Annotated in this window: 20 protein-coding genes; 2 read left to right on the top strand and 18 right to left on the bottom strand. The window is 34.3% G+C overall.

Features of this window, described 5'->3' with window-relative positions; genetic code table 11:
• Window positions 1-19 precede the first annotated feature (19 nt).
• The 13 genes from IGI43_RS10205 to IGI43_RS10265 all read right to left on the bottom strand — a co-directional run bounded on the left by IGI43_RS10205 (window position 20) and on the right by IGI43_RS10265 (window position 12,999).
• The gene (locus IGI43_RS10205; RefSeq protein ID WP_438757691.1) at window positions 20-1,150 is read right to left on the bottom strand and encodes a DUF916 and DUF3324 domain-containing protein; all 1,131 of its coding nucleotides are present in this window, start codon (window positions 1,148-1,150) and stop codon (window positions 20-22) included.
• 74 nt (window positions 1,151-1,224) lie between these two features.
• Window positions 1,225-5,037: a BspA family leucine-rich repeat surface protein gene (locus IGI43_RS10210; protein ID WP_438757692.1), complete on the bottom strand. Its 3,813-nt coding sequence runs from the start codon at window positions 5,035-5,037 to the stop codon at window positions 1,225-1,227.
• Window positions 5,038-5,157: 120 nt separating this feature from the next.
• Window positions 5,158-5,976 (bottom strand): WxL domain-containing protein, encoded by an 819-nt coding sequence (locus tag IGI43_RS10215; RefSeq protein WP_438757693.1) that lies wholly within the window; start codon window positions 5,974-5,976, stop codon window positions 5,158-5,160.
• 74 nt (window positions 5,977-6,050) lie between these two features.
• Complete coding sequence (locus IGI43_RS10220) at window positions 6,051-6,278, bottom strand: hypothetical protein (protein ID WP_438757695.1); 228 nt, start codon at window positions 6,276-6,278, stop codon at window positions 6,051-6,053.
• 1 nt (window position 6,279) lies between these two features.
• Window positions 6,280-6,615 carry an LPXTG cell wall anchor domain-containing protein gene (locus IGI43_RS10225; protein ID WP_438757696.1) on the bottom strand — a complete coding sequence of 112 codons (336 nt, stop codon included), beginning with the start codon at window positions 6,613-6,615 and terminating at the stop codon, window positions 6,280-6,282.
• Window positions 6,602-7,717, bottom strand: coding sequence for a DUF916 and DUF3324 domain-containing protein (locus IGI43_RS10230; protein ID WP_438757697.1), 1,116 nt, complete (start codon window positions 7,715-7,717; stop codon window positions 6,602-6,604). Before IGI43_RS10230 ends, IGI43_RS10225 begins: the two co-directional genes overlap by 14 nt.
• Before the next feature lie 398 nt (window positions 7,718-8,115).
• Entirely contained in the window at window positions 8,116-8,781 is a 666-nt protein-coding gene (locus IGI43_RS10235) for a winged helix-turn-helix domain-containing protein (RefSeq protein ID WP_438757698.1), read from the bottom strand.
• Between the two features lie 340 nt (window positions 8,782-9,121).
• Window positions 9,122-10,228 carry a tyrosine-type recombinase/integrase gene (locus IGI43_RS10240; protein WP_438757699.1) on the bottom strand — a complete coding sequence of 369 codons (1,107 nt, stop codon included), beginning with the start codon at window positions 10,226-10,228 and terminating at the stop codon, window positions 9,122-9,124.
• A 765-nt stretch (window positions 10,229-10,993) separates the two neighbouring features.
• Entirely contained in the window at window positions 10,994-11,248 is a 255-nt protein-coding gene (locus IGI43_RS10245; RefSeq protein ID WP_438757700.1) for a hypothetical protein, read from the bottom strand.
• Between the two features lie 267 nt (window positions 11,249-11,515).
• The gene (locus IGI43_RS10250) at window positions 11,516-11,941 is read right to left on the bottom strand and encodes a hypothetical protein (protein ID WP_438757701.1); all 426 of its coding nucleotides are present in this window, start codon (window positions 11,939-11,941) and stop codon (window positions 11,516-11,518) included.
• A 20-nt stretch (window positions 11,942-11,961) separates the two neighbouring features.
• Window positions 11,962-12,291, bottom strand: a complete 330-nt coding sequence (locus IGI43_RS10255) for a hypothetical protein (protein WP_438757702.1) — start codon at window positions 12,289-12,291, stop codon at window positions 11,962-11,964.
• Window positions 12,281-12,733 (bottom strand): hypothetical protein, encoded by a 453-nt coding sequence (locus IGI43_RS10260; RefSeq protein WP_438757703.1) that lies wholly within the window; start codon window positions 12,731-12,733, stop codon window positions 12,281-12,283. The genes IGI43_RS10255 and IGI43_RS10260 overlap by 11 nt, the downstream gene beginning before the upstream one ends.
• Entirely contained in the window at window positions 12,673-12,999 is a 327-nt protein-coding gene (locus IGI43_RS10265; protein WP_438757704.1) for a hypothetical protein, read from the bottom strand. The genes IGI43_RS10260 and IGI43_RS10265 overlap by 61 nt, the downstream gene beginning before the upstream one ends.
• A 200-nt stretch (window positions 13,000-13,199) precedes the next feature.
• Here IGI43_RS10265 and IGI43_RS10270 point away from each other — a divergent pair, with 200 nt between their 5' ends.
• Window positions 13,200-13,289, top strand: a complete 90-nt coding sequence (locus IGI43_RS10270; RefSeq protein WP_438758847.1) for a type II toxin-antitoxin system RelE family toxin — start codon at window positions 13,200-13,202, stop codon at window positions 13,287-13,289.
• A gap of 264 nt (window positions 13,290-13,553) precedes the next feature.
• Here the strand turns inward: IGI43_RS10270 and IGI43_RS10275 are convergent, their stop codons facing one another.
• The 5 genes from IGI43_RS10275 to IGI43_RS10295 all read right to left on the bottom strand — a co-directional run bounded on the left by IGI43_RS10275 (window position 13,554) and on the right by IGI43_RS10295 (window position 19,385).
• Window positions 13,554-14,567 (bottom strand): sugar kinase, encoded by a 1,014-nt coding sequence (locus tag IGI43_RS10275; protein ID WP_438757705.1) that lies wholly within the window; start codon window positions 14,565-14,567, stop codon window positions 13,554-13,556.
• On the bottom strand, window positions 14,560-15,216 hold the full coding sequence (locus IGI43_RS10280) for a bifunctional 2-keto-4-hydroxyglutarate aldolase/2-keto-3-deoxy-6-phosphogluconate aldolase (protein ID WP_438757706.1): 657 nt from the start codon (window positions 15,214-15,216) through the stop codon (window positions 14,560-14,562). Before IGI43_RS10280 ends, IGI43_RS10275 begins: the two co-directional genes overlap by 8 nt.
• Window positions 15,217-15,443: 227 nt before the next feature.
• On the bottom strand, window positions 15,444-16,511 hold the full coding sequence (uxuA, locus tag IGI43_RS10285) for a mannonate dehydratase (protein WP_438757707.1): 1,068 nt from the start codon (window positions 16,509-16,511) through the stop codon (window positions 15,444-15,446).
• Between the two features lie 188 nt (window positions 16,512-16,699).
• Window positions 16,700-18,004, bottom strand: coding sequence for a PTS sugar transporter subunit IIC (locus IGI43_RS10290; RefSeq protein ID WP_438757708.1), 1,305 nt, complete (start codon window positions 18,002-18,004; stop codon window positions 16,700-16,702).
• 1 nt (window position 18,005) lies between these two features.
• Window positions 18,006-19,385, bottom strand: coding sequence for a glycoside hydrolase family 1 protein (locus IGI43_RS10295; RefSeq protein ID WP_438757709.1), 1,380 nt, complete (start codon window positions 19,383-19,385; stop codon window positions 18,006-18,008).
• 153 nt (window positions 19,386-19,538) lie between these two features.
• On the opposite strand from IGI43_RS10295, the gene IGI43_RS10300 reads away from it, so the two are divergent.
• A complete protein-coding gene (locus IGI43_RS10300; protein WP_438757710.1) occupies window positions 19,539-20,231 on the top strand; it encodes a GntR family transcriptional regulator in 693 nt (230 codons plus the stop codon).
• Window positions 20,232-20,379 lie beyond the last annotated feature (148 nt).

Here is a 20,379-nt window from a genome sequence, read left to right on the forward strand (position 1 = left end):
ATCGTTTCATACTCCCCGCCTACTTCCTTTCATTTTTCTCCTTTAGACCCTTGGACTCTTCTTTTTTTACTGGTTGGCGCTTCTTTAACTCACGTCCTCTCTTTTTCCGAACTCGTTTTCGATAGATTCCCCAACCCACACCGCCACTAACTAAGACTACTAATAAGGAGAGAACAGCCCACAAACCATATGAAGGACCGCTTTCCATATTTGCTAAGTCATTCCATTGATCAATATCTTCTTGATTCAGAACAAATACCTTTGTAAAAGACCAAGATTCCTCTCCTGCTTTGGCTTTCATCGATAGTGAATACTCACCAGGTGAAAAACGGTACTCTTGTAAGGGAATAGCATAATCAAAACTAGATAATGGCGCCATACTTAAATGTTCCTGTTTATCTTTCAATAACACTTTAGAGGAAGAAGCTTTGGTGATCGTTGATTCAATCGATAATTCCTTTACAATCGTTGGCGTTGTATTTTGAACTTTTGCTAAAAATGCTCCTTCATAATTACGTTGTCCCGTACGCACATCTTTTAATTGTAATACAGGGGCTGGTTCTTCTTTCGTTTCTCTTAATCGTACTCCTACGATATAAAAAAATTCATTAGAAATTTGAATTTTTCCTGTTCGTTTTTGATCTACTTCTTTTTCCTGAGAAAATTTCAATCCCCCTAAAAGCGATCCTTCAAAAGGTTCTTCCGGGATCATAACGGGGATACGAACTAATTTTTGTTCTTTTTCTTTCAATGTAATTGTTGGCTGTCTCTTTACTAATGAGGGAAAAGGATTCTTGAGTGTATGATCCAGCACAGGAGAAGCTTGACTGTAATCAATCACGCCATTTTCATTGGTCGTTGCAACTGTTGGTTCTATAACTATACGCTTCGTTTCCTTTGTTTGATTACTTATTACAACCTCAAGAACTTGCTCCACTCCAGGTTCAACATGCAGATCAAAATAACTAACTGTATGGTCTAGTTGATTTTCAGGTAATTGTACATCTACTGTAAATCCTACGCCTTGAGCTGTAGCCGATAGACTCCCTCCAAGTAAAAATCCTAAAAGAAACCCGCTAATCAAGATACATCTCTTTTTTTGATAACGAAGAGAAAAAAGAAATTTCTTCCATTGGATTTTGTTCTTCATCGCTTTTTCTCGATCCTTCCTTACTATGTATCAAAAAGAAAAGTAATCGATAAACAGACTACTTTTCTTTTTTCTTAAGGGGCATCCACTAGGTACCACCCAATGGTCCCTTCATAAGTTCCTATTTCTTTTGCTTGTGCATCTAAATCAAATATCTTCACTGATAAGCTGGAGGTATTTTTATCACTGACAGAAACTTTTTTCACTGGTGTTTTTTCACTCATTTGTGTTTCTGTCAAGAGCGTTGATACTGTATCACCAAGAATAACTGGTGTACCGTTTTCTTGTGTAAATAGAAGTTTACCGTACATATTCAAGCCATCAGATTGCCGCTGCATATTTTTTTCCATTTTTGCTTGTAGCTGCCATTCTTTTGTTCGATTCGTATTCAGGATCTCAACTGGTACCACTGTTGCATTTGGCCAAAAGGTATTTTGACTAAAGAGTAAATTAGCCACATTTATACTGCCAAATGGAACATATGCCGGAACATCAACTAAGCTTGTTTGAGGAGTGTATTTATAGATTAGCGTAAAATCGTTCGCTGGCACGGTTGTATCTGTACTTCCATCTGAACGACTATACTCTCCTAGTCCTATTTCATCATATCCTGGATAAACTAACGTAATCGTTTGATTGTCGATAGCTTTCTGTATATTTGATTGAATATTACTACCCACAGTCATTTCTATTACATCTGCTGCTTTTAACGTACCATCTGTTGTCGCCTGGGAAAAAATTGCTTTTCCATCTTCCTTGTCTAAGTATTGAATTGTTGCTTTGACAAATGAACGTTCATACGTAATCGTCACTGAAACAGCTGTCTTACTGGCTATTAATGGAAAAGTTGCCGTTTCATTTGTTCCTGTAAGTACTGCTTTAGGATTCTTATAGCCTGTAATAGATGGAAGTGATGCGAGCAATTGGGTCCCTATCGTATAATTTGTTGTGCCAAAAGTTGTCGGTGCTTGGATTTGTGCGCCATCTTGATCTATATAGGCTACTTGAATCGGTTGCGGGATATCCTGAGTTGTGACCGAATCTCTTGTAGAACTATGCAAAAGTATCGTGATCTGTCCAGACTGATCCACTGGATCTGTGATAATAAAATTCAAGCCTTGTAAAAACGTTTGAATCGTTGAAATAGACTTCTCATTGTTCGAAGCAAAAATGTAAGAACGATAGGTATCCGTTTCTGCTCCGGTTTTAGAGGCTCCCCATCCGCTTGGAACGGCTAACGAAGCAAAATTTTGAATCGTTACATTTTTAGGTGTTCTGACTTCAATGGTTGTCGCAAAGCTTGCGACACCCGAAAGAAAATTCATAGTTGATAACTTTGCAGTATTTTGATTTCGGGTTACTTGGTACGTAAAAGTCGCTGGATCAATTGTGTATGTTACAGTGATATCTTGTGGTACATTTTTCACTTGTAATGGAAAGGCTACTTTCGTAGAGGTTCCAGTGACCGTAGCAACTGGATTAACGTAGCCAGGAATCATTTTCCCACTTTGATCCAATACATTCCCAATACGGTAAGGTGTTGTTCCAGTCGTTACATCATCCGCTAAAGTCTTGCCTTGGCTATCTTGATAATGAATCGTCAATGGTTGAGGAATAAAAGCATTTGAACTGATTTCCTTTAAATCGACCGCTGTATCATTTGAAGTAGAAACCGCAAACTTTACAAAATAACCATCCATTTCTGACCCATCTAACAAATTGGATCCAGTAACCGTCCGCGCTTCCCATATTGTTCCATTTAACGCAAGATATCCTGGACTTCCCGTTAAACCATTAAGGAAGTAGTAGGGTTGAGAATTTGAAAATCCGTTATATAATCCCGTTCCGGCTCCAACCTGAGCAGATGCAGAAGTATAGAAAATTCTGCCTGTATTTCCCCAGTACCAGTTGTTTGCTTGTGTACTTGATAATGAGTAGAAGGATGTATCCGTTAAAATTCGAGTCGGAACGCCACCTAGAGTAGAGATTTGTCTCGTTTTACTATTCTGGTTGTAAAGCCGGGTACCAGCTGTCCAACCAACTTGATTCGTTCCATTAGTATATTGTCGAGCAACAGAAGCCAATGTAGTCGTTTCTACTGCGCTCTGAATATCCGGCAGGCCACCCATTGTATTTTTATATACCTCTGATGCAGCTGTCGTTGAAGCATTTACAAAACTGATCCCTGCACTAGGAACAAATTTGTAGTAATTCGTAAAGCCAGCCGAAGTACTCCCCTTAATATAGGAACCATTGCCTATTTTAAGACCAATTACATTGGCTGTCTTAACCGTCCCAACATTAAATTCCATTGATTGTAATAAAGTAATCAAGGTCGGTAGATCAATACTGCCGTTTACTCGCATATTTAATGTATAGACTCGTTTTCCATTAGAATCAATAGTTGGTCCAGCTAGACTCCAACCAGAAGGCATCGTTAACGCTGTTCGGTTTGTTAAAGTTACGGACGTTGGCATAGAAATCTCAACCGTTTTAATATTACTGGTCAGTGATTTATCGATAGATAAATCAACGATTTTAGCCGTGTCGTTGGTACGCTCTAATTGAAATTGAATCGCATTGCCGTTTAACCTTTGACGTACATAAACACCATTCATTGAGCTAGTATACTTTCCAATCAAATCATTCGAATTAAATGCATTATTACCTAGAGGGTTTGTGACCGTTCCCTGCCCTACATCTACCCAGTTTCCTGAATAGGTTGTATTACTTGAAATACCTGGTAACGCCATTGTATTGAGACCTGTCCCTATCTGAAAACCTTTCCCAAGACTTAAAACATTGAATGCCGTAGTGGCAAACATATTATTGACGGTTGTAGACGAACTGATTGTAAAAGAAGAAAGATCTAAGATGGTTGTTTTTGAACTTCTAAACATATTTTCCATCGTCGTAACTTTAGAAGTATTGAAACTTTGTAAGTTCAAATAATCAATCCTACTGTAACTAAACATATTGTTCATAGCTGTAACATTCGACGTATTCCAATTTGATAGATTCAACGAGTTTATAGATGTAGAAGTAAACGTACTATTCATATTCGTTACTTTACTCGTATCCCACTTGGATAAGTTTAAAGTTCTTGTCGGTAAATTAACAGCGTTAAACAAACTAATCATACTAGTTACTTTTGACACATCCCAATCTTCTACGTTATAGGCATCTTCTGTAAAATTGGTCAGTCCTAACATACCACTCATATCCGTCATTCGAGAGGTATCTAATGTAGCTAAATCAACTCCCGTTACTCTTGTAGAAGAAGAAGATCCCAGTCTATAAAACATAAATTGTCCATCTGTTGTGCGACTTGTATCAAGATATTGCCATCCTTCAATTGCACTAAGGTTAGGTAAATCCTGATATGTTGTTCCTTGTCCGAACAATCGCCCAGGGTTTTCCGGAACATAAGTTTTTGCTGTAAAAATAATTTTTTTCACCGCATCTCCTGTAAAAGATTTTATTCCAGAGGATCCCCACGGTCGAGTATCCATACCATTATTCGAAGCTAAAGTCCCTCCACCAGTAAATGTTAATGTACCTGTCGTCGTATCAAACGACCAAGGAACAGTTCCCCAACGACCTGTATAAATAGCACGCGGGCTCGCCTTTTCTATTTCTTCTTTGTCACTCTCATTTGATTTAATCTCTATTGGTTCAGTAGCTTTTTCTTGTACTACCGTTTCTTCTGGCGTTGTTATTATCGGAGCTAATTCAAGTACATCTTTAGACTCTTCTGTACGTTCTATAGCAGCTGATGATTTTTCTGCTTTTATGGTGTGTTGTTGACTATTAACATAGCCTGCAACAAAGATACTTATTAGTGCAATAACACCAAATACACCAAGTAATTTCCCTCTATTCTTCATTAATAGTCACTCCAATTTTCATTTCTTTTAATAATCTTTTCATTCATAAACTGTTTTATATAGATTGTTACAATAACTTTCTCCAACTTTTTTATACGTTTAAACTATTTTGACTCTCTTTTATGGGGCAACAGTATCCGCTAAACTCCAGTGAACAGTACTTGTGAATTTTTTATTGTTTGCATTTGTTGTATCTTTAACTTTCAAACGGACAGATGATACTTCACGAGCTGCTGCTAATGTTGTTGCTTTGTGTGTATTAGCACCAGTTGCAAGATCTTCAGCTTTTACTGCTCCTGTAGAAGTATAATTCGCTACTGAAATTGCTCCTGTAGAAGCTCCTGCTGTTAAGGTTACAAATGAACCAGCAGCGGGACCAGCGTATGCTGGAGAAAGTTTATCATTTAATGCATATAATGAATTTGCATCCGTAATATTTGGTGTTACAACTTTTGTTGCATCTGAATTCACTACATCAATATCAAAACCTTGATACTCACCTAATTTGAACGATAATTCTGCATTTGCTAATTTATCCGCATCTGCAATTGTTCCGCCAGCAGCAGCTGCTGCTGTGGAAACAAAATCATCTAAAGTAGCTGATAATTGCCATTGTGTACCTGAATCCAAGTTTTCTTTGCGGTCATCAGAAACTGCAACATATTGTTTTTTACCAGCTGCAAGCACTTGATTATATGTAACAGCGTTCGTTACGCCAGTTACATCATTACTACCAAAATCAAAGTTGCTTGGTACATAAGCAATCGCTAAGTTCCCTTCAAATGGACCAGGCCCTGGTTTGTTTGTATCAAAGAAGCTAATTCCTGTATCTGTATCCATATTTGTTGCATTTTCTACTGCATGTGCATTTTGTCCAGCTACAAGAGCAGTTCCTAATGCTGCTGTGGCAGCAAAACCTAATAATACTTTTTTATTCATAATTTCCTCCTAATGTTCGGTTTTATTATTGGAGAAAGTTACTGTAACAATCTATATAAGTTGGGAGTAGATAATTATCTACCAAATTGAACAAGTTGATCTTTTACATTTAAAAAGAAATACACCATCATACTAAAGGAGCCAATTGAAAGAAACATCAACAACCAATTTGGTACCATCTTCCAAAAAGAATAGGACAACGCCCGTTTCAATTTTAAATCTTTGATCAAAAAGTAGATAAATAAGATCAACGCTAACATCCCAATGATTCCCATTGCTGCAATCCAAATATATACACTCATATCATCTTTCACCTTCTTCCATTTTTTGTTTTTTTGCAGATAAATAAACTGCTGCTAATAGGATTAGAAGCAACCATCCTAACAATAAAATAATAATAGGTTGCATGAGCTCACCTGTCATAGGCAATGTACCGCCTTTTTTTATTGTAGGATTTTCTGGTACTTTTGGTACTTCAGGTTTATTGGGCTTGACTGGCTTTGTTGGTCTATCACCAGTATAAAATTCAATCCCGCTTGGTGTTTCTATTATTTCTGCTTGTCCTTTTAGTGGCAGGAAAAATAAAAACAGACTAAATAGTATCACCATACTTCCTATTTTTTTTCTAACGTTTTTCATTCTTCGTTTTCCCCACCTTTGCTTTAGGCTTTCTTGCAGGTCGTTTTCCTTTTCGTTTCTTTTGTCCCATTTTTTTCCGGTATTCTCTTACCCATTTTTTTCCACGAACGCTTAAATAGATAGCAAGCAAAATCGTTCCTACACCTAATAGGATCGTCAGTACATAGGCCCATGTCGGTAACGTCAATTTGAATAATGTTTCTTCATTTATTTTTTTGGCTTGCTGACCAGAAATAGTAAATGGTTTCTCTAACTCCCAAGACTTATAGCGACTCTTCGCTTTTACTTTAGCAATGTAATCTCCTGCTGGCATTGGATCTAATCCCCAGTCCACAGAAAAATCAAATCGACTATTTGGAGCCATTGCTCCTTCTTTTAATTGTTGTGATTTCACAACTTTACCGTTTTTTGCTTCTACGATAGTTACATCAGCAGAAAAATCAGCAATCATTTTTGGCTCTGGATTTTGTAAAGTTAATTGAACAGTTTTTTTTGTTCGTTTCAATTCTGCCTTTGCATCAAGTAACTTCAATGATTGACTATCTGAGTATTCTCCTTCTGCTTCTGAGAGCATTAAACCTACACTATATGAATAAGAACTTTTCACCATTTCATCAGAATCTTCTTCTGTACCATCTGCACGCTCAAAATAAATTGTTCCTAATTTGATCCCTTCAAATTTTTCTACTGGTGGCTGTACTAAAATAGTGATTATTTTTTCTTCATCTTTTTTTAGCTCTACCTCTGATTCACTTATCTTTGTGATTTCTTCGATTGAACTCTTTAGCGTACTATCTTTGGGCAACCCCTCTTTATAGAGAATCGTTCCTGTTTCTGCCGTCGTTGCATTTGCTGTAAAAATATTAACTTTTACAGGAGTTTCTGATGTTCCTTTTAATTTGACCTTTAATTCCTGAGGTTTATTAGGTTCAACTTTCACATAAAAATAGGTTTGATTTTTATCTATTTGTGTTTCTGGCAACACTGTTTCTACGGAAAATCCTAATGGATCTTCTGCTGCTTCACTCGTTTTGCCACTAAATAAACAAAATACAGTAACTACTAAAGTGGCCAATAAACAGCCTTTTGATCTCTTTTTCATACAATTTCCTCTCTGAATACCAAATCTTTTTGGTTCTTGTTTTATAAGTATGTTTCCTTAGAATCTATCCATTGCTTTCTATTAGAGTAACCATTACTTATTCACTTTGTTTGATTTTATTTCTTAAGCGTTGTACCATATTCAGATAAGTAAATGAATGTTGGATTACACTACTTAACTATTACATTAACTCCAACTAAAATTGATAACTTCTTTCTATATAAATTAAAAGAACGAGTAACCATTTTTTTAAATAGAACGAATGTATGTTGGGCAATAATAATTATTAGTTGTTTATTTAGAATTTTCGTTCTATGTAGAAGATATTCACTCTGCTGTTTTTTCGGTTTACCATCTTTTTAAGTTGTTGTTTTATGATGCATGAATCAAATTTATTCTTAATTTTCTTTTGTCTGAAGCATGTACCCCTTTGAACGAACTGTCTTGATAGCATATTCATCACTATCTTTTATTTTTTTTCGCAAATGAAATATAATATTAGCTAAACGATAGAGTTCATTTTCATCTGCATTTGGCCATAATCGATTCAGTAAATTTTCATAAGAAAGTGATACATTTTTATGTTCATATAATAATGAAAAAATCTGAAATTCTTTTCTTGTTAATGGCTGCTCCATCCCATTGACTAAAATAGATTGATTTTTATCATTAATTATTTGATGATCGATGGACCTCTTTCGGGTTTTATTTGAATATTCTAAACGACTAAAGGTATTCTTAACTACTTGAACTAAATTAGATTCTCTTGATTTTGTCATTACAACATCGTTCGCTCCAAGACCCAGTAATACATCCTCTTCATAATCGAGTGGGATTGTTGAAAAAATCCAAACAAAAACGCTCGGTGTTTTTTGGCAGGTCAACAACCAATCAATAATAACGCTCATTTGTTTTTTTTCATCCATGGATAAAATCAATCCATCAATTTGTTCTAATTGTTCTTTTTTTTCTACTTTGATTAATTTATAGACTTCTGATTTAAATTTCTTTTCTAACGTTTGATACATTGCAGAGTCAATTCCCAATATTCCTAAAGTTAACATAAACAATCTTCTCTCCTTTCTATTTTTTAAATTTAAGGTGATAAATTTTTCTTTCACTATTTAAACAATTCTACAAATAGTTTTCTTAGAATTTTATATACTAAGTAGTTGACTGTACTCTCAACGAACACAAGTCTTTCAGCTGTTTATGTGACCATGAATGACGGCTTAAAAAACAATAAAAAAAAAGAACCCTCTGTTTCTCTTTAACAAAAGGGCAAACAAGTTCGTGTTTTATTGATAATATACTTTTAATAGAAAACGGTATCAAAAAAGAGCACACCGAAAAATCATAAATAAAAACGACTGTTTTTTTATTTACTCTCTCAACTGTATTTTTTTATTTTGCTTGATCCATCTGTGCAATCACTCGTTGTCGACTTTCAATCAACGAGTCTGTATAAACATCCAATGTCGTCTGGGTGGAACTATGTCCTAATAATTTGCTCACGGAAGCGACATCCCCGTTGGTCTCAATACATCGCGTCGCAAAGGTATGCCTCAATTGATGAAAATGCACGGAAATAATCCCACACTTCTTTCGAATTTTGTGGAAATAGTAGGTCAATAGTCTTGGCTCACACGGGGTACTTTTATTCGAACAGACATATCTACTTGTGGTCTTTCTCTTCCATTTTTTTAAGTATTTATACAACGTATGACTTATCGGGACTATTCTGTTGGAACAGGCCGTTTTTGAACGATCAAAAATCAATTGTGTGCGTTCTCCTCCTCCTATAATAGGCACACGTTGAAACGTTTGGTGGACATGAATCGTTCGGCGCTCTAAATCAATATCCTCCCAGCGTAATGCAGCGATTTCTCCAATACGAAGTCCTGCATTCAGCGCTAACAAAACGGGTAATCCTTTATACAGCGGTAGTGCTTTGACGTTTGTTTCTAATTTAGTTTGTTGAGCTCTGGTTAATGCTTTTGCATGGACTTTTTGCTTTTTGGGCAATCGAATTCGCTGACAGGGGGTTTGGATGATCCGTTCTTGTTCATAGGCCTCATTTAATGATTTTTTGATGATCTGATACAATACATGAATGGTGGTCGGCTTCAAACCCTGATATTGCCACTGATCGATCAGTTTTTGTAGCTGTTCGCTCGTTAGTTCATTTAACGAAATCAGTCCGATCGTTGGAAACGCATATTTTGTCAATTTATAAAGATACGTGCTGTAAGTAGCACTTTTTAGGCAATGTTGGTGTTGCGTCAACCACTGAAGAGCCCATTCCTCATAAGTACACGTACTTTCTCCACGGAGTTGAACAATGGTTTGGTACTTCAATTTATAAGAATATAAGCGATTTTTCACTTCAGTATATGTTTTTCCATAAAGATAGCCATATTTTAACTGGCCATTTTCTTTACGTCCTTTTTTATAACGGCCTTCCCAACGACCATCTTTTCGTTTATAGATATTTTCACCTTTACGTGCCATGTGATTCTTCCTTTCTTGACGGCTTATTTGACGGCATTAAAATAAGTAGAGTAAAGTCTTGATAATTAAGGATTTTTAACCTTTTTTATAAAATAATCGAAAAATCTATTGTATTTCTTGTTTTTTTTATCTATAATTAATAAAGAAATCACAATGATTTACTTAGTATATAAAATTCCAAGAGAGAAACTTCTGTCTCTTTACGCTTACTTGTATTTCTTTCTCAGCTAAAAAAACGCTATTTTATTTAAAATGGCTTATTTTTTTTTCTTTTAGAAAATTAACTTTGAAACTTTACGTATATTTATTTCATTGAAAAAACGTAAATAATGAAATTAAATTTTAATATAAAACGGATGTATTTTGTATATTTATACACAAACTTATATCCTTTTTATACTTTATTGAACCACATTCACCAATTGAAACACCTTTCCTTCAAGAATTATGATCGTACCATTTTCTATCATTACACTTTTTAATTAGTTATAAAAGAAGCCTATCCGTCATCTGACAGATAGGCTTCTTGTGATTATTAAGAATCACATAGACAATATGAAAATCTTTATTTCTATAAGAAAAATACTCAAAAACAACTGTTTTTGGGATAACTTATATATAAGAAAATCTGACACAATTTTTTGTGTCAGATTTATTCTTGTTCAACGATTAAGTTTTTGCACTACTTACAATCATAAGTCATGAGAACCACGTATTATGATTTTTACTGTCAAAATTTGCTCAATTAATACTTTTATATTTCTATTATTCGAATGAATCAAAATACTTTTCAGCTTTTTCTAATTCTTTATCGTCATATTTTTCATATTTTTTTTCGTCATGAAGTATTTTCTTTATTTCATGCATAGCTTTCTTTTCTGCAAACCATTTTCTCATTTCATGTTTTTTATCAACATCTTCATTTAATGTATCGATTTTATCTAGATCAGTATCAAGTTTTTCTACAGCTTTAACAATTTTTTCAAGAACTTTGTCTTCTTTTTTTTCGTAATCTGTCATGTTTAAACTACCTACCTTTCTTTTATTAAATTAATAATACTCCTTTTCTTTCATAAATAAAATAGTGTAAAATTTCTTTTTTTAATTTTGTTCGTAAATTTGTACAGTTATTTCTATCACTAAAAAACATACACTATTTGCTATATAACGTTTGGTTAATGAATATTTTTGAAAGAGCTACTCAAGAACGATAATTTTTTGGTATAAGTAAATAAGAGATTCTTAAAGAATAAAATAAGATAGAAAAGTCTCTATCTTACATCTATATTAAATACCAAAGTGAACTAAAATATAGTCTTTTTTTAGCGCACTATCACATAGAGTACACAGATTTTGTAGTTGGGCTAGCAAATATTCCTTTTCAATCTTAATACTATTAAATTTACCATTCTCAATATCGTAATCACTAGTTAATTCAATTTGGACAGGAGCATATTTAAATATTTGCAACCACCCTACAATGATTCCTTTTAAAGCAGTTATTCCTTCAAAATCTAGATACGTTCTTCCATAATAATCCAAACCGTTAGATTTTTGTTCAAAATTCTTTGAAAATGACGGAATCCATTTTAAAGTATCTATACCATATAATATGAAAGTATCATCTACATTAACCATATTTTTTCTTGTTTCCTTGTTAAATACAACATCTTCACTACTCTTAAACATTTCAAATTCGTGAGTTAAAGCCATATCTATACTCCTTCCTCGAGTTAAGTTTTTCCAAAGGAGATAATTGATCCATTGGGTGCTAAATCAATATATTTCCCATTTTTTCTGTATCTCAACACATCATGTGTAGCTCCTGGTACTGGAGAAGGCTTCACACCTTTTTTCACTGTTCTTGCAAATTCTTGCGCTTTCCTCATGTATTGCTCTATACTACTTGCGCCAACTTCATCACCATGTTTTTCAAAATGATCTTGTATATTATCGGCAGTATTATCAAACTTGCCATTTCCCCATTCTCCATTTTTGTTATTATACGATTTATCTTCAAAATGGTAGCCATCACCTAAACTACCCCAAGCGCTAGTAAACACACCTGCTCCATGACCTGATACTGCTAATCCACTTGCATTGATTGCACCTGCCCCTCCTGAAAAGACAGTGGACGCTGCGTGCTAAAGAAGCTAAATCTGCTACAAATTGACCTACTGCATAATTCTTTGTTCCTGAAAGTTCTGCACCAACTTTTCTTTCACCAAACCATTCATTCAATAAAGATTTTCCATTGTTATTGGCTAACTGATCAATAAATCCTGAACCAAAACCTTTAATCATATTAAAGTTCTGTGTTCTGATCGCTTCTTGTAAGATATTAGTTAATTCTGCATCATATTTACCATCAACATACACACCTAATACGTTGCCGTATTCATCAAATTTTGTTGTGATTTCTTGATTTGCAAGTTTGTATGCTTTTACTTTAGCGTCAATTTTTTCTGTCGGTCTTTCCAACGTATCGTGATTGGCTTTGCCCAATTCATGTCTAGTTTCTTGATATCAAACGTTCCTGAAGCGGCATTCCACGCTTTACAGTCCTTCACTTGGGCAACACCATTGTCTAATTCCTGTTGTGAAGAGTTGTATTCATCAAAGTAGCTTGCTGACTGCGCACTATATGCACGGAACTTTTCTAGCTTCTCTTGTCGTTTCTGCATGGCTTCATACACATTAATTGAGCGCTTTTCTAAATCTGGTCTAGGTGTTTTCGTATCTCGTATTAATTCGTCAATCGTGTGCAACAAGGCTTTGTAGTCGTCAATCTCAGCTAAGATTTTATCCTAATCCATATCTATTCCACTAACCGTTGCTTGATACTCACTTAAAAATTTTTTGTGAGCATTGGCTAACGCTTCACCTGTCATAAAATATAGATAATACTGATAACCAAAAAAAATCTGGAAAATCACTTGTTGGAAATCACAATGGAAAGTGGTGATACAGAATTAGTGACTATCGAGTGATTTGTAAAATTGAAGAAAATGAATTAATTGTTCTTGCATTAGAAGTAGGTCATAGAAGAAAGATACACTAGTTTTCAAATTAATAAAAACTATGCGTGAGATTGTCTCACTCATTTTTTAAAAAGCTAAACTATCAAAACTCAATAGTAATGAAAATCACTGAATAAACTAAAGAAATTAATACCACGATTGATTCGAAGAAATAAATCCTAAAAATAATCAAAAAAAGGAACGAAAAATGAGGGATTACTCAAATTCAATTCCTTAGAATTAACTTCACCAATTACATTTAACAAAAAATTTTTTTAAGCTATCAAGAATAACGTGTACGATTTTCAACGAATAATTCCATTCGTTTCTGTTTGGCTCATAGTGAGAATATCATCAGCTGAAAATTGATTAAAATCGCCAAAAATAGAATGTTTTAAGACACTTGCTGCTGTAGCAAAATCAATTGTCTCACTCGGTGTAAAATCAGCTAATAATCCATGTAAAATCCCTGCTGAAAAAGCATCTCCTGCACCTACTCTATCAACTACTGGATCAATACAATAAGTTTTAGATTCTGATATTTGTTGGTCCATCCACATTGTTCCTGTTAAAAAATGTTTATTCGATGATTCAACGAGTCTTGTCGTTGAATAAAGTACACTAAGATTAGGGTATTTTTTTTGTATGTTTTCATAATAATAGCTCATTTCTGAGTCAGTTCTATTTACGGCTTGATCAAAATTGGGTACATCGAAAAAATGAATAGCATCTAATTTACTTGCTGAACAATAATCAATTAGAGGAAGAACTTTTTTCAAGAATTCTTTAAATTGATTTTTATTCCAAATTTTAGAACGAAAATTAATATCGAAACTAACTTTACAACCTGCATCTTTAGCAAGCAAAATCAATTCTAACGTTAGTCGTTCCCATTCTTTTGATAACCCTGGAGTTATTCCTGAAATGTGAAATAAATTAACGTTTTGAAATATATCTTCATGCCATTCAAGTCTATTCATTTCAGAAAAACTTGAGAATTTTCTGTCATAAACCACTGAAGGTGATCGATTTCCTACGCCTGTTTCCAAGTAATAAGTACCTAATCTATTGCCGTCAAAGAGCAACTGATCCGTCTCAATTTCAAATGATTTTAAAAATTTTTCGACGCTTTTTCCTAGTCTATTATTAGGTACTTTACTTGCGAATTTGACCTGATGGTTAAAATTTGCTAACGAAGCCGCTACATTCGCTTCTCCACCACCAAAAGTAATAGCTAATGACTGACTATTAGAAATAAGTTTCCCATATTCCGTTGAAAGTCTCAGCATGATTTCACCTAATGTGATCACTTTAGCCATTTTTTCCACCCTTTATTTCATTAAAAGCATTTATATATCGTTCAGCAATTTCTGTGATTTTATTAAATTCATCTGTCTCAAGAGGTTTAAGTAAATGTCCACCAACTCCGACCATAACAGCACCTGCTTCAAACCAATCTCTGATATTTCCTAGGTCGACTCCGCCTGACGGCATAATATTCAATTGAGGCATAGGTGCTTTGAAGGATTTAATACAATCTGATCCAAAGACATTTCCAGGAAATAATTTAATGATATCTACACCACTTTTCAAGGCTTCTTGCATTTCGGTCATAGTCATACAACCAGGTAAATAAGGAATTTGATATAAATTACATAATTCTGCAATAGTTCGATCAAAACTGGGACTCACGATATATTCTGCTCCTGACATAATTGCCAATCTTGCAGTCGTAACATCAAGAACTGTTCCCGCTCCAATCACAGTTGTTTTATCAGCTTCATATTCTGTTACTAAATCTTTGATAATCAGTTCAGCATCTGGAACTGTAAAAGTAACTTCAATGCTTTTAATACCACCTGCAATAATGGCTTGGGCTGCTTTTTTAGCTTTATCTTTTGATTGACCTCGTAAAACAGCAATCACACCAGCTTGTTCCATTCTTGTTAAAATATCTACTTTTTTCATAAGTCACCCTTCTCCATTATTAAAAAAAATTAAATTTTCAACCGAATTACCCCTTGATCTTCACCAAAGAAATTAAATAACCTCATATAATCATTTTAATTAAAAGAATACTAAATCGATTTTGGTGCCTATTCGACTTGCTATATTTTTTATAAAGTTGTTGAATCCTCAGTAGAACTAAAAAATAAAACCAATATTTTGTTCTATATAGTAGTGATGATCCACAATTAGCTACTTTTTTCTAACGATTCCCATAAACCATTTAAGTAGCTTAATCCAATAGCACGGTCATATAACCCGTACCCTGGTCTACCTGTCTCTCCCCAAATCATTCGTCCATGATCAGGTCGTATATAGCCATCAAAACCATTATTATAAAGTGAGGCCATAATTTTATACATATCTAGAGAACCTTCAGATGATAAATGTGGTGCTTCATAAAAATCTTTTTCTTGTAAATGTTTAATATTTCTAACGTGTGCAAATGGAATACGGCCGCGTTTTGTAAACTCAGCTAAAATCTCATAAACATTATTAGCTGGATCTTCGGAGATACTACCTGTACATAAAGTGATTCCGTTAAAAGGACTATCTACAATGCTGCAAATCCAATCTAAATCCTCTCTATTTTTAACAATCCTAGGTAAGCCAAAAACAGAATACGGGGGATCATCTGGATGAATCGCCATTTTTATCCCTACTTCTTCACATGTTGGTATAATGGCCTTAATGAAATACTCAAAGTTATCACGTAACTTTTGGTTATCCACATCTTCATACAGTTTAAATAGTTCTTGCACATGTGTTAAACGCTCTGGCTCCCAACCTGGTAAGACATACTCTCCACTTTTTTCTTCGACTTCTTTAATAATATCTTCTGGATTTCGTTCAATTCCAACTCTTTCAAGCGCTAAAGTTGTTGAACCATCCGGAAGTTCATATTCTAAATTCGTTTTGATCCAATCAAAAACTGGCATGAAATTATAACAAATGACCTCAACACCAAATTCAGCTAAGTTTCTAATTGTCTCTTTATAATTTTCTATATAAATATCTCTTGATACTAAACCGATTTTTATATCCTCATGTACATTCACACTTTCAACAACTTTCAAAGCTAATCCAGCAGCTTTAATTTCTTCTTTTAACATTTTGATTCTTTCTTTGGGCCAAATTTCACCAGCTGGAATATCAAATAGCGTTCCAACAATCCCTTTACAACCAGGAATTTGACGAATATGTTCCAAAGAAATCTTATCAAATTCACTTCCATACCACCTAAATGCCATTTCCATCGTTTGCTCCTCCTTGACAACTAATTTATGAGGCTGGGACAAAAGGGCTTGCTTCTGCTCCCAACGTGTATTCAGTTATAAGGTGTGAAACAAAAGTGAATGTTCCCTTTGTCTCACACCCGCGTTTTTTAAAACCTGCTTTATGCCCTCTTTAAATACTAGCTGCATTTTTTCTTCAACCCGATTTTTTACAGTTTTATTCCCATTTTTTGATCTTGTAAACGATCACTGATTTTTAAGAATGGCAAGTAAATGAACACACCTAAAATGATTAGAACAATTTGAGCAATAACTATCCGCCAATCGCCACCAGTAGCAAGATAGCCACTCACAATAGGTGGGGTCATCCAAGGAACAAAGACTACAGTTTTACTAACTAACCCGAATAATGTCAGATAGTAACCAATAACGGAATACAAAGCCGGCATTAATACAAAGGGAATCATCAATGGAAGGTTAAAAACGATAGGAATACCAAAAATTAGCGGCTCATTGATGTTAAAAAGCCCGGGTCCAAAAGACAAACCAGCAATATTCCTTGTATATTTACTTTTAGAAAAAATAAATATAGCTATTAATAAACTGATCGTTCCGCCAGTGCCACCCATTTGTGGGAAACACGTTACAAATGGTTTTGTCAAAATGTGTGGTATCTCTTGACCGTTTTGAAAAGCAGACATGTTATCAGTAATGTTTGAAATTAGAAATGGATCTAAAATACTATTCATAACAACACCTTGATGAATACCCAAGCCAAACAAAAAGTTCCCAAAACTATATAAGAACACAAATCCAGGTAAACTTGTATTAACTTTTCTTAAAGGCTCCTGAATGATCATTACAATTAAAGTAATTAAATCTTTGCCTAAAATCATATAGGAAGCAAATGATATTAAACCAAAGACAGACACCGTTATCATAGTTGGTATCAGCGCACTAAAAGATTTACTAATTTGAGGTGGGACATTTTCACCTAAGTTGATCTCAAATAATCTAACTTTAGTTAAACGAATATAAAGAATTGTTGCAAAAATACCTACAATTATCCCTGCAAACATACTTTGCGTTCCAATATTGTTAAAAAGTACTACACTTTTCGTGGTTGCAGAAGTATCAGGGTTATTTATATCAGAAACAATTGTCGTAACAGGTAAGATCGCAAATAAGGAACTGATAGCAGTAACAACAGATGAATATGGATTGTTGAACTTTAAGTGTTTTGATAAAAAAAAGGCAATTGTAGGCGCAACTAGTAAGCCACTAATATTCAATGTAGCATTTCCAATCGCACCCGTGTAGGCTTGGGCCGTTACTAATTGTTCTCCTTTTAAAACCCACGGGAAGAGGACACTATTTAGCATCGTATTGATCCCGGCTAAAACGAAAATTGGCATCAATGTTGAGAAAGCATCTTTTAGAGCTTGCAAATAAATATTTTGACCTAATTTAAAGGCAATTGTTGTTATTTTTTGAATGAACTTATTCTCTTCCAAGTCATTCGTCTCCATTCTTTAAGTTAGCTGCATTAGAATGAAATGTTTCTTTAAACCAAGCGTAACTTTTTTTCGGGATCCGTTTCAAATCTTTCAAATCATGGTTATCACGATTCACATAAACTGTTCCATATCTTTTGCGCATATCGCCTAACGAACTAGGAAAATCAATCAGCCCCCAACCAAGATAACCTGGAATATCTACGCCATCAATGTCCCTGGCATCAAGTAAAGCTTTGATATGTTTCTCGTGATACTCAATTCGGTAGCTATCTTGAACTGGTCGAATACCGTCCCAAACCTCCATAACACCAATCCCATTTTCAATAGGAAAAATAGGCACATTGTATCGACTATATAATTTATTCATAACATTTCTAAAACCCAACGGATCAATCTCCCAATGCCATTCTGACTCATCCAAATAAGGATTCTTCACTCGTCCTTCAACCAAATAATAATTAGGTGCTTTATCAAAATCAATGAGTTTATGAGAGATAGTATTACTTGCATAATAACTAAAAGCTAAATAGTCGCATGATTGTTTTTTCATAGTTTCTAAATCACCAGGTAAAAGCCCTATATCGATCTGATGGTTTTTTAGGTAACGCATAACACTCTTAGAATATTCACCTCGTATAAATAAATCAGCTATATTATAGTTAGTAAATTCATCCCACTCCCTAGTAGCAAAAACATCTTTTGGATGAGACGTTTCTGGATAAACCTCAGTGTAAGAAAGCATTCCCGCAATGTAAGCATCTGTATTTTCGTGAATATAGTTTGCAACAAAACAATGAGCCATTGTTAAATTATGCATCACTTTAAATATTTCTTCAGTCGTTTGCTCCCCTTCCAAATAACCACTTTTAACAAAACATCTCTCGGGACGTAAGTACAAATTTTGTTCATTGAAAGAAATAAAATGTTTTACTTTAGGGCTGAACTCATCGATCACTCTTTTAGCATAATGTTCAAAAGCATCAACAACTTTACGATTAACAAATCCATTGTATTTTTCGGCCAAAGTTAGTGGAACATCAAAATGATGTAGACAAAGCATTGGTTCGATATTATTAGCAATCAAGTCGTCAATGAATCTGTGATAAAATGCAATCCCTGCTTCATTGAATGTACCATCACCTGCTGGATCAATCCTTGACCAAGATAACGAGAAACGATACATGTTCATTCCTAAATCCTGCATAATTTTAGAATCCTCTTCATATCTATGATAGGCATCAATGCCATCTTTCCAATCTGATATGTTTTCTGCAGGTTCTTTTATATCATAAATAGATAATCCTTTGCCGTCCAAATTCCAAGCACCCTCTGTTTGCATGGCAGAAGATGAGTTTCCCCAATAAAATTTTTTGAACATTAACTTTTATCCTCCGACTCTATATTATTTTCAACTTGTAATCGATTACAACGCTAGTTTATAATCAAAGTAGTTCTATGTAAAGCCTAGAAAAGAGGTATGTAAACTAATTAGTTTACATACTCAAAATAACTATATAGGAGGAATTTTACTATGACTCAATTTAAAAAAATTGCTGAAGATTTACGTCTTAAAATCAATAACAACCATTTTAAAGTCAACGAAAAACTACCTAAGCAATCTGAGCTGGCAATTTTCTATAACACCAGTAGAATGACTATAAGTAAAGCTCTTACTATTTTAAAATTAGAAAATTTAATTTATACAAAAAGAGGAATCGGAACTTTTGTTAAGGACTCTTACACCATTTATGATACTAAGTTTGTTGGGATCACGACGAAAGTCAAAACAACTCAGAAACCTCAGAGTAAAATTATTTCTTTTGAAGTCCGCTTCCCAAATGAAATAGAACAAGAAAAACTGCGATTATCAAAAAATGATCCTGTTTACGATATTATTCGTTTACGTATAAAAAAAGAAGAACCCTTATTGATCGAATATACGATCATGCCAGCTCAATTAATTACAGCTATAAATGAAGAAATTCTACTCTCATCAATCTATCAGCACATTCAAGGAACATTGAAATTGGAAATTGGGGCTGCCTCAAGGATCATTCGCGCGGATAAACCCGATGCTTACGACAAAAAGTATTTAGAATGTACAGAGTATGATCCTGTATTAGAGATAGACCAAGTAGTTTACCTTAAAACAGGAGAGCCTTTTGAATATTCTCAAACAAGGCGACGATATGACAAAGGGGATTGTACAATTGCAAGTTTTTGAACAAATACTTGCTCAACTTTTATTAATGAGGTCAGAACTGCGGCCATTTTTCTCATATGATATGGAAAATTCTATGAAAAAAATGACGAAACTTACTTTTTAATCTTTTTTTAATCTAACCTTTCTGTTATAATGGTTTTCACATTTA

Source organism: Enterococcus sp. AZ126 (assembly GCF_051714545.1).
In the GTDB taxonomy this organism is placed as follows: Bacteria; Bacillota; Bacilli; order Lactobacillales; family Enterococcaceae; genus Enterococcus_L.

What these genes read in the sequence shown, in the direction of transcription:
- IGI43_RS10205 (WP_438757691.1), bottom strand. Translation starts at nt 1,150, where the DNA reads ATGAAGAACAAAATCCAATGGAAGAAATTTCTTTTTTCTCTTCGTTAT.
- IGI43_RS10210 (WP_438757692.1), bottom strand. Translation starts at nt 5,037, where the DNA reads ATGAAGAATAGAGGGAAATTACTTGGTGTATTTGGTGTTATTGCACTA.
- IGI43_RS10215 (WP_438757693.1), bottom strand. Translation starts at nt 5,976, where the DNA reads ATGAATAAAAAAGTATTATTAGGTTTTGCTGCCACAGCAGCATTAGGA.
- IGI43_RS10220 (WP_438757695.1), bottom strand. Translation starts at nt 6,278, where the DNA reads ATGAGTGTATATATTTGGATTGCAGCAATGGGAATCATTGGGATGTTA.
- IGI43_RS10225 (WP_438757696.1), bottom strand. Translation starts at nt 6,615, where the DNA reads ATGAAAAACGTTAGAAAAAAAATAGGAAGTATGGTGATACTATTTAGT.
- IGI43_RS10230 (WP_438757697.1), bottom strand. Translation starts at nt 7,717, where the DNA reads ATGAAAAAGAGATCAAAAGGCTGTTTATTGGCCACTTTAGTAGTTACT.
- IGI43_RS10235 (WP_438757698.1), bottom strand. Translation starts at nt 8,781, where the DNA reads ATGTTAACTTTAGGAATATTGGGAATTGACTCTGCAATGTATCAAACG.
- IGI43_RS10240 (WP_438757699.1), bottom strand. Translation starts at nt 10,228, where the DNA reads ATGGCACGTAAAGGTGAAAATATCTATAAACGAAAAGATGGTCGTTGG.
- IGI43_RS10245 (WP_438757700.1), bottom strand. Translation starts at nt 11,248, where the DNA reads ATGACAGATTACGAAAAAAAAGAAGACAAAGTTCTTGAAAAAATTGTT.
- IGI43_RS10250 (WP_438757701.1), bottom strand. Translation starts at nt 11,941, where the DNA reads ATGGCTTTAACTCACGAATTTGAAATGTTTAAGAGTAGTGAAGATGTT.
- IGI43_RS10275 (WP_438757705.1), bottom strand. Translation starts at nt 14,567, where the DNA reads ATGGCTAAAGTGATCACATTAGGTGAAATCATGCTGAGACTTTCAACG.
- IGI43_RS10280 (WP_438757706.1), bottom strand. Translation starts at nt 15,216, where the DNA reads ATGAAAAAAGTAGATATTTTAACAAGAATGGAACAAGCTGGTGTGATT.
- uxuA (WP_438757707.1), bottom strand. Translation starts at nt 16,511, where the DNA reads ATGGAAATGGCATTTAGGTGGTATGGAAGTGAATTTGATAAGATTTCT.
- IGI43_RS10295 (WP_438757709.1), bottom strand. Translation starts at nt 19,385, where the DNA reads ATGTTCAAAAAATTTTATTGGGGAAACTCATCTTCTGCCATGCAAACA.
- IGI43_RS10300 (WP_438757710.1), top strand. Translation starts at nt 19,539, where the DNA reads ATGACTCAATTTAAAAAAATTGCTGAAGATTTACGTCTTAAAATCAAT.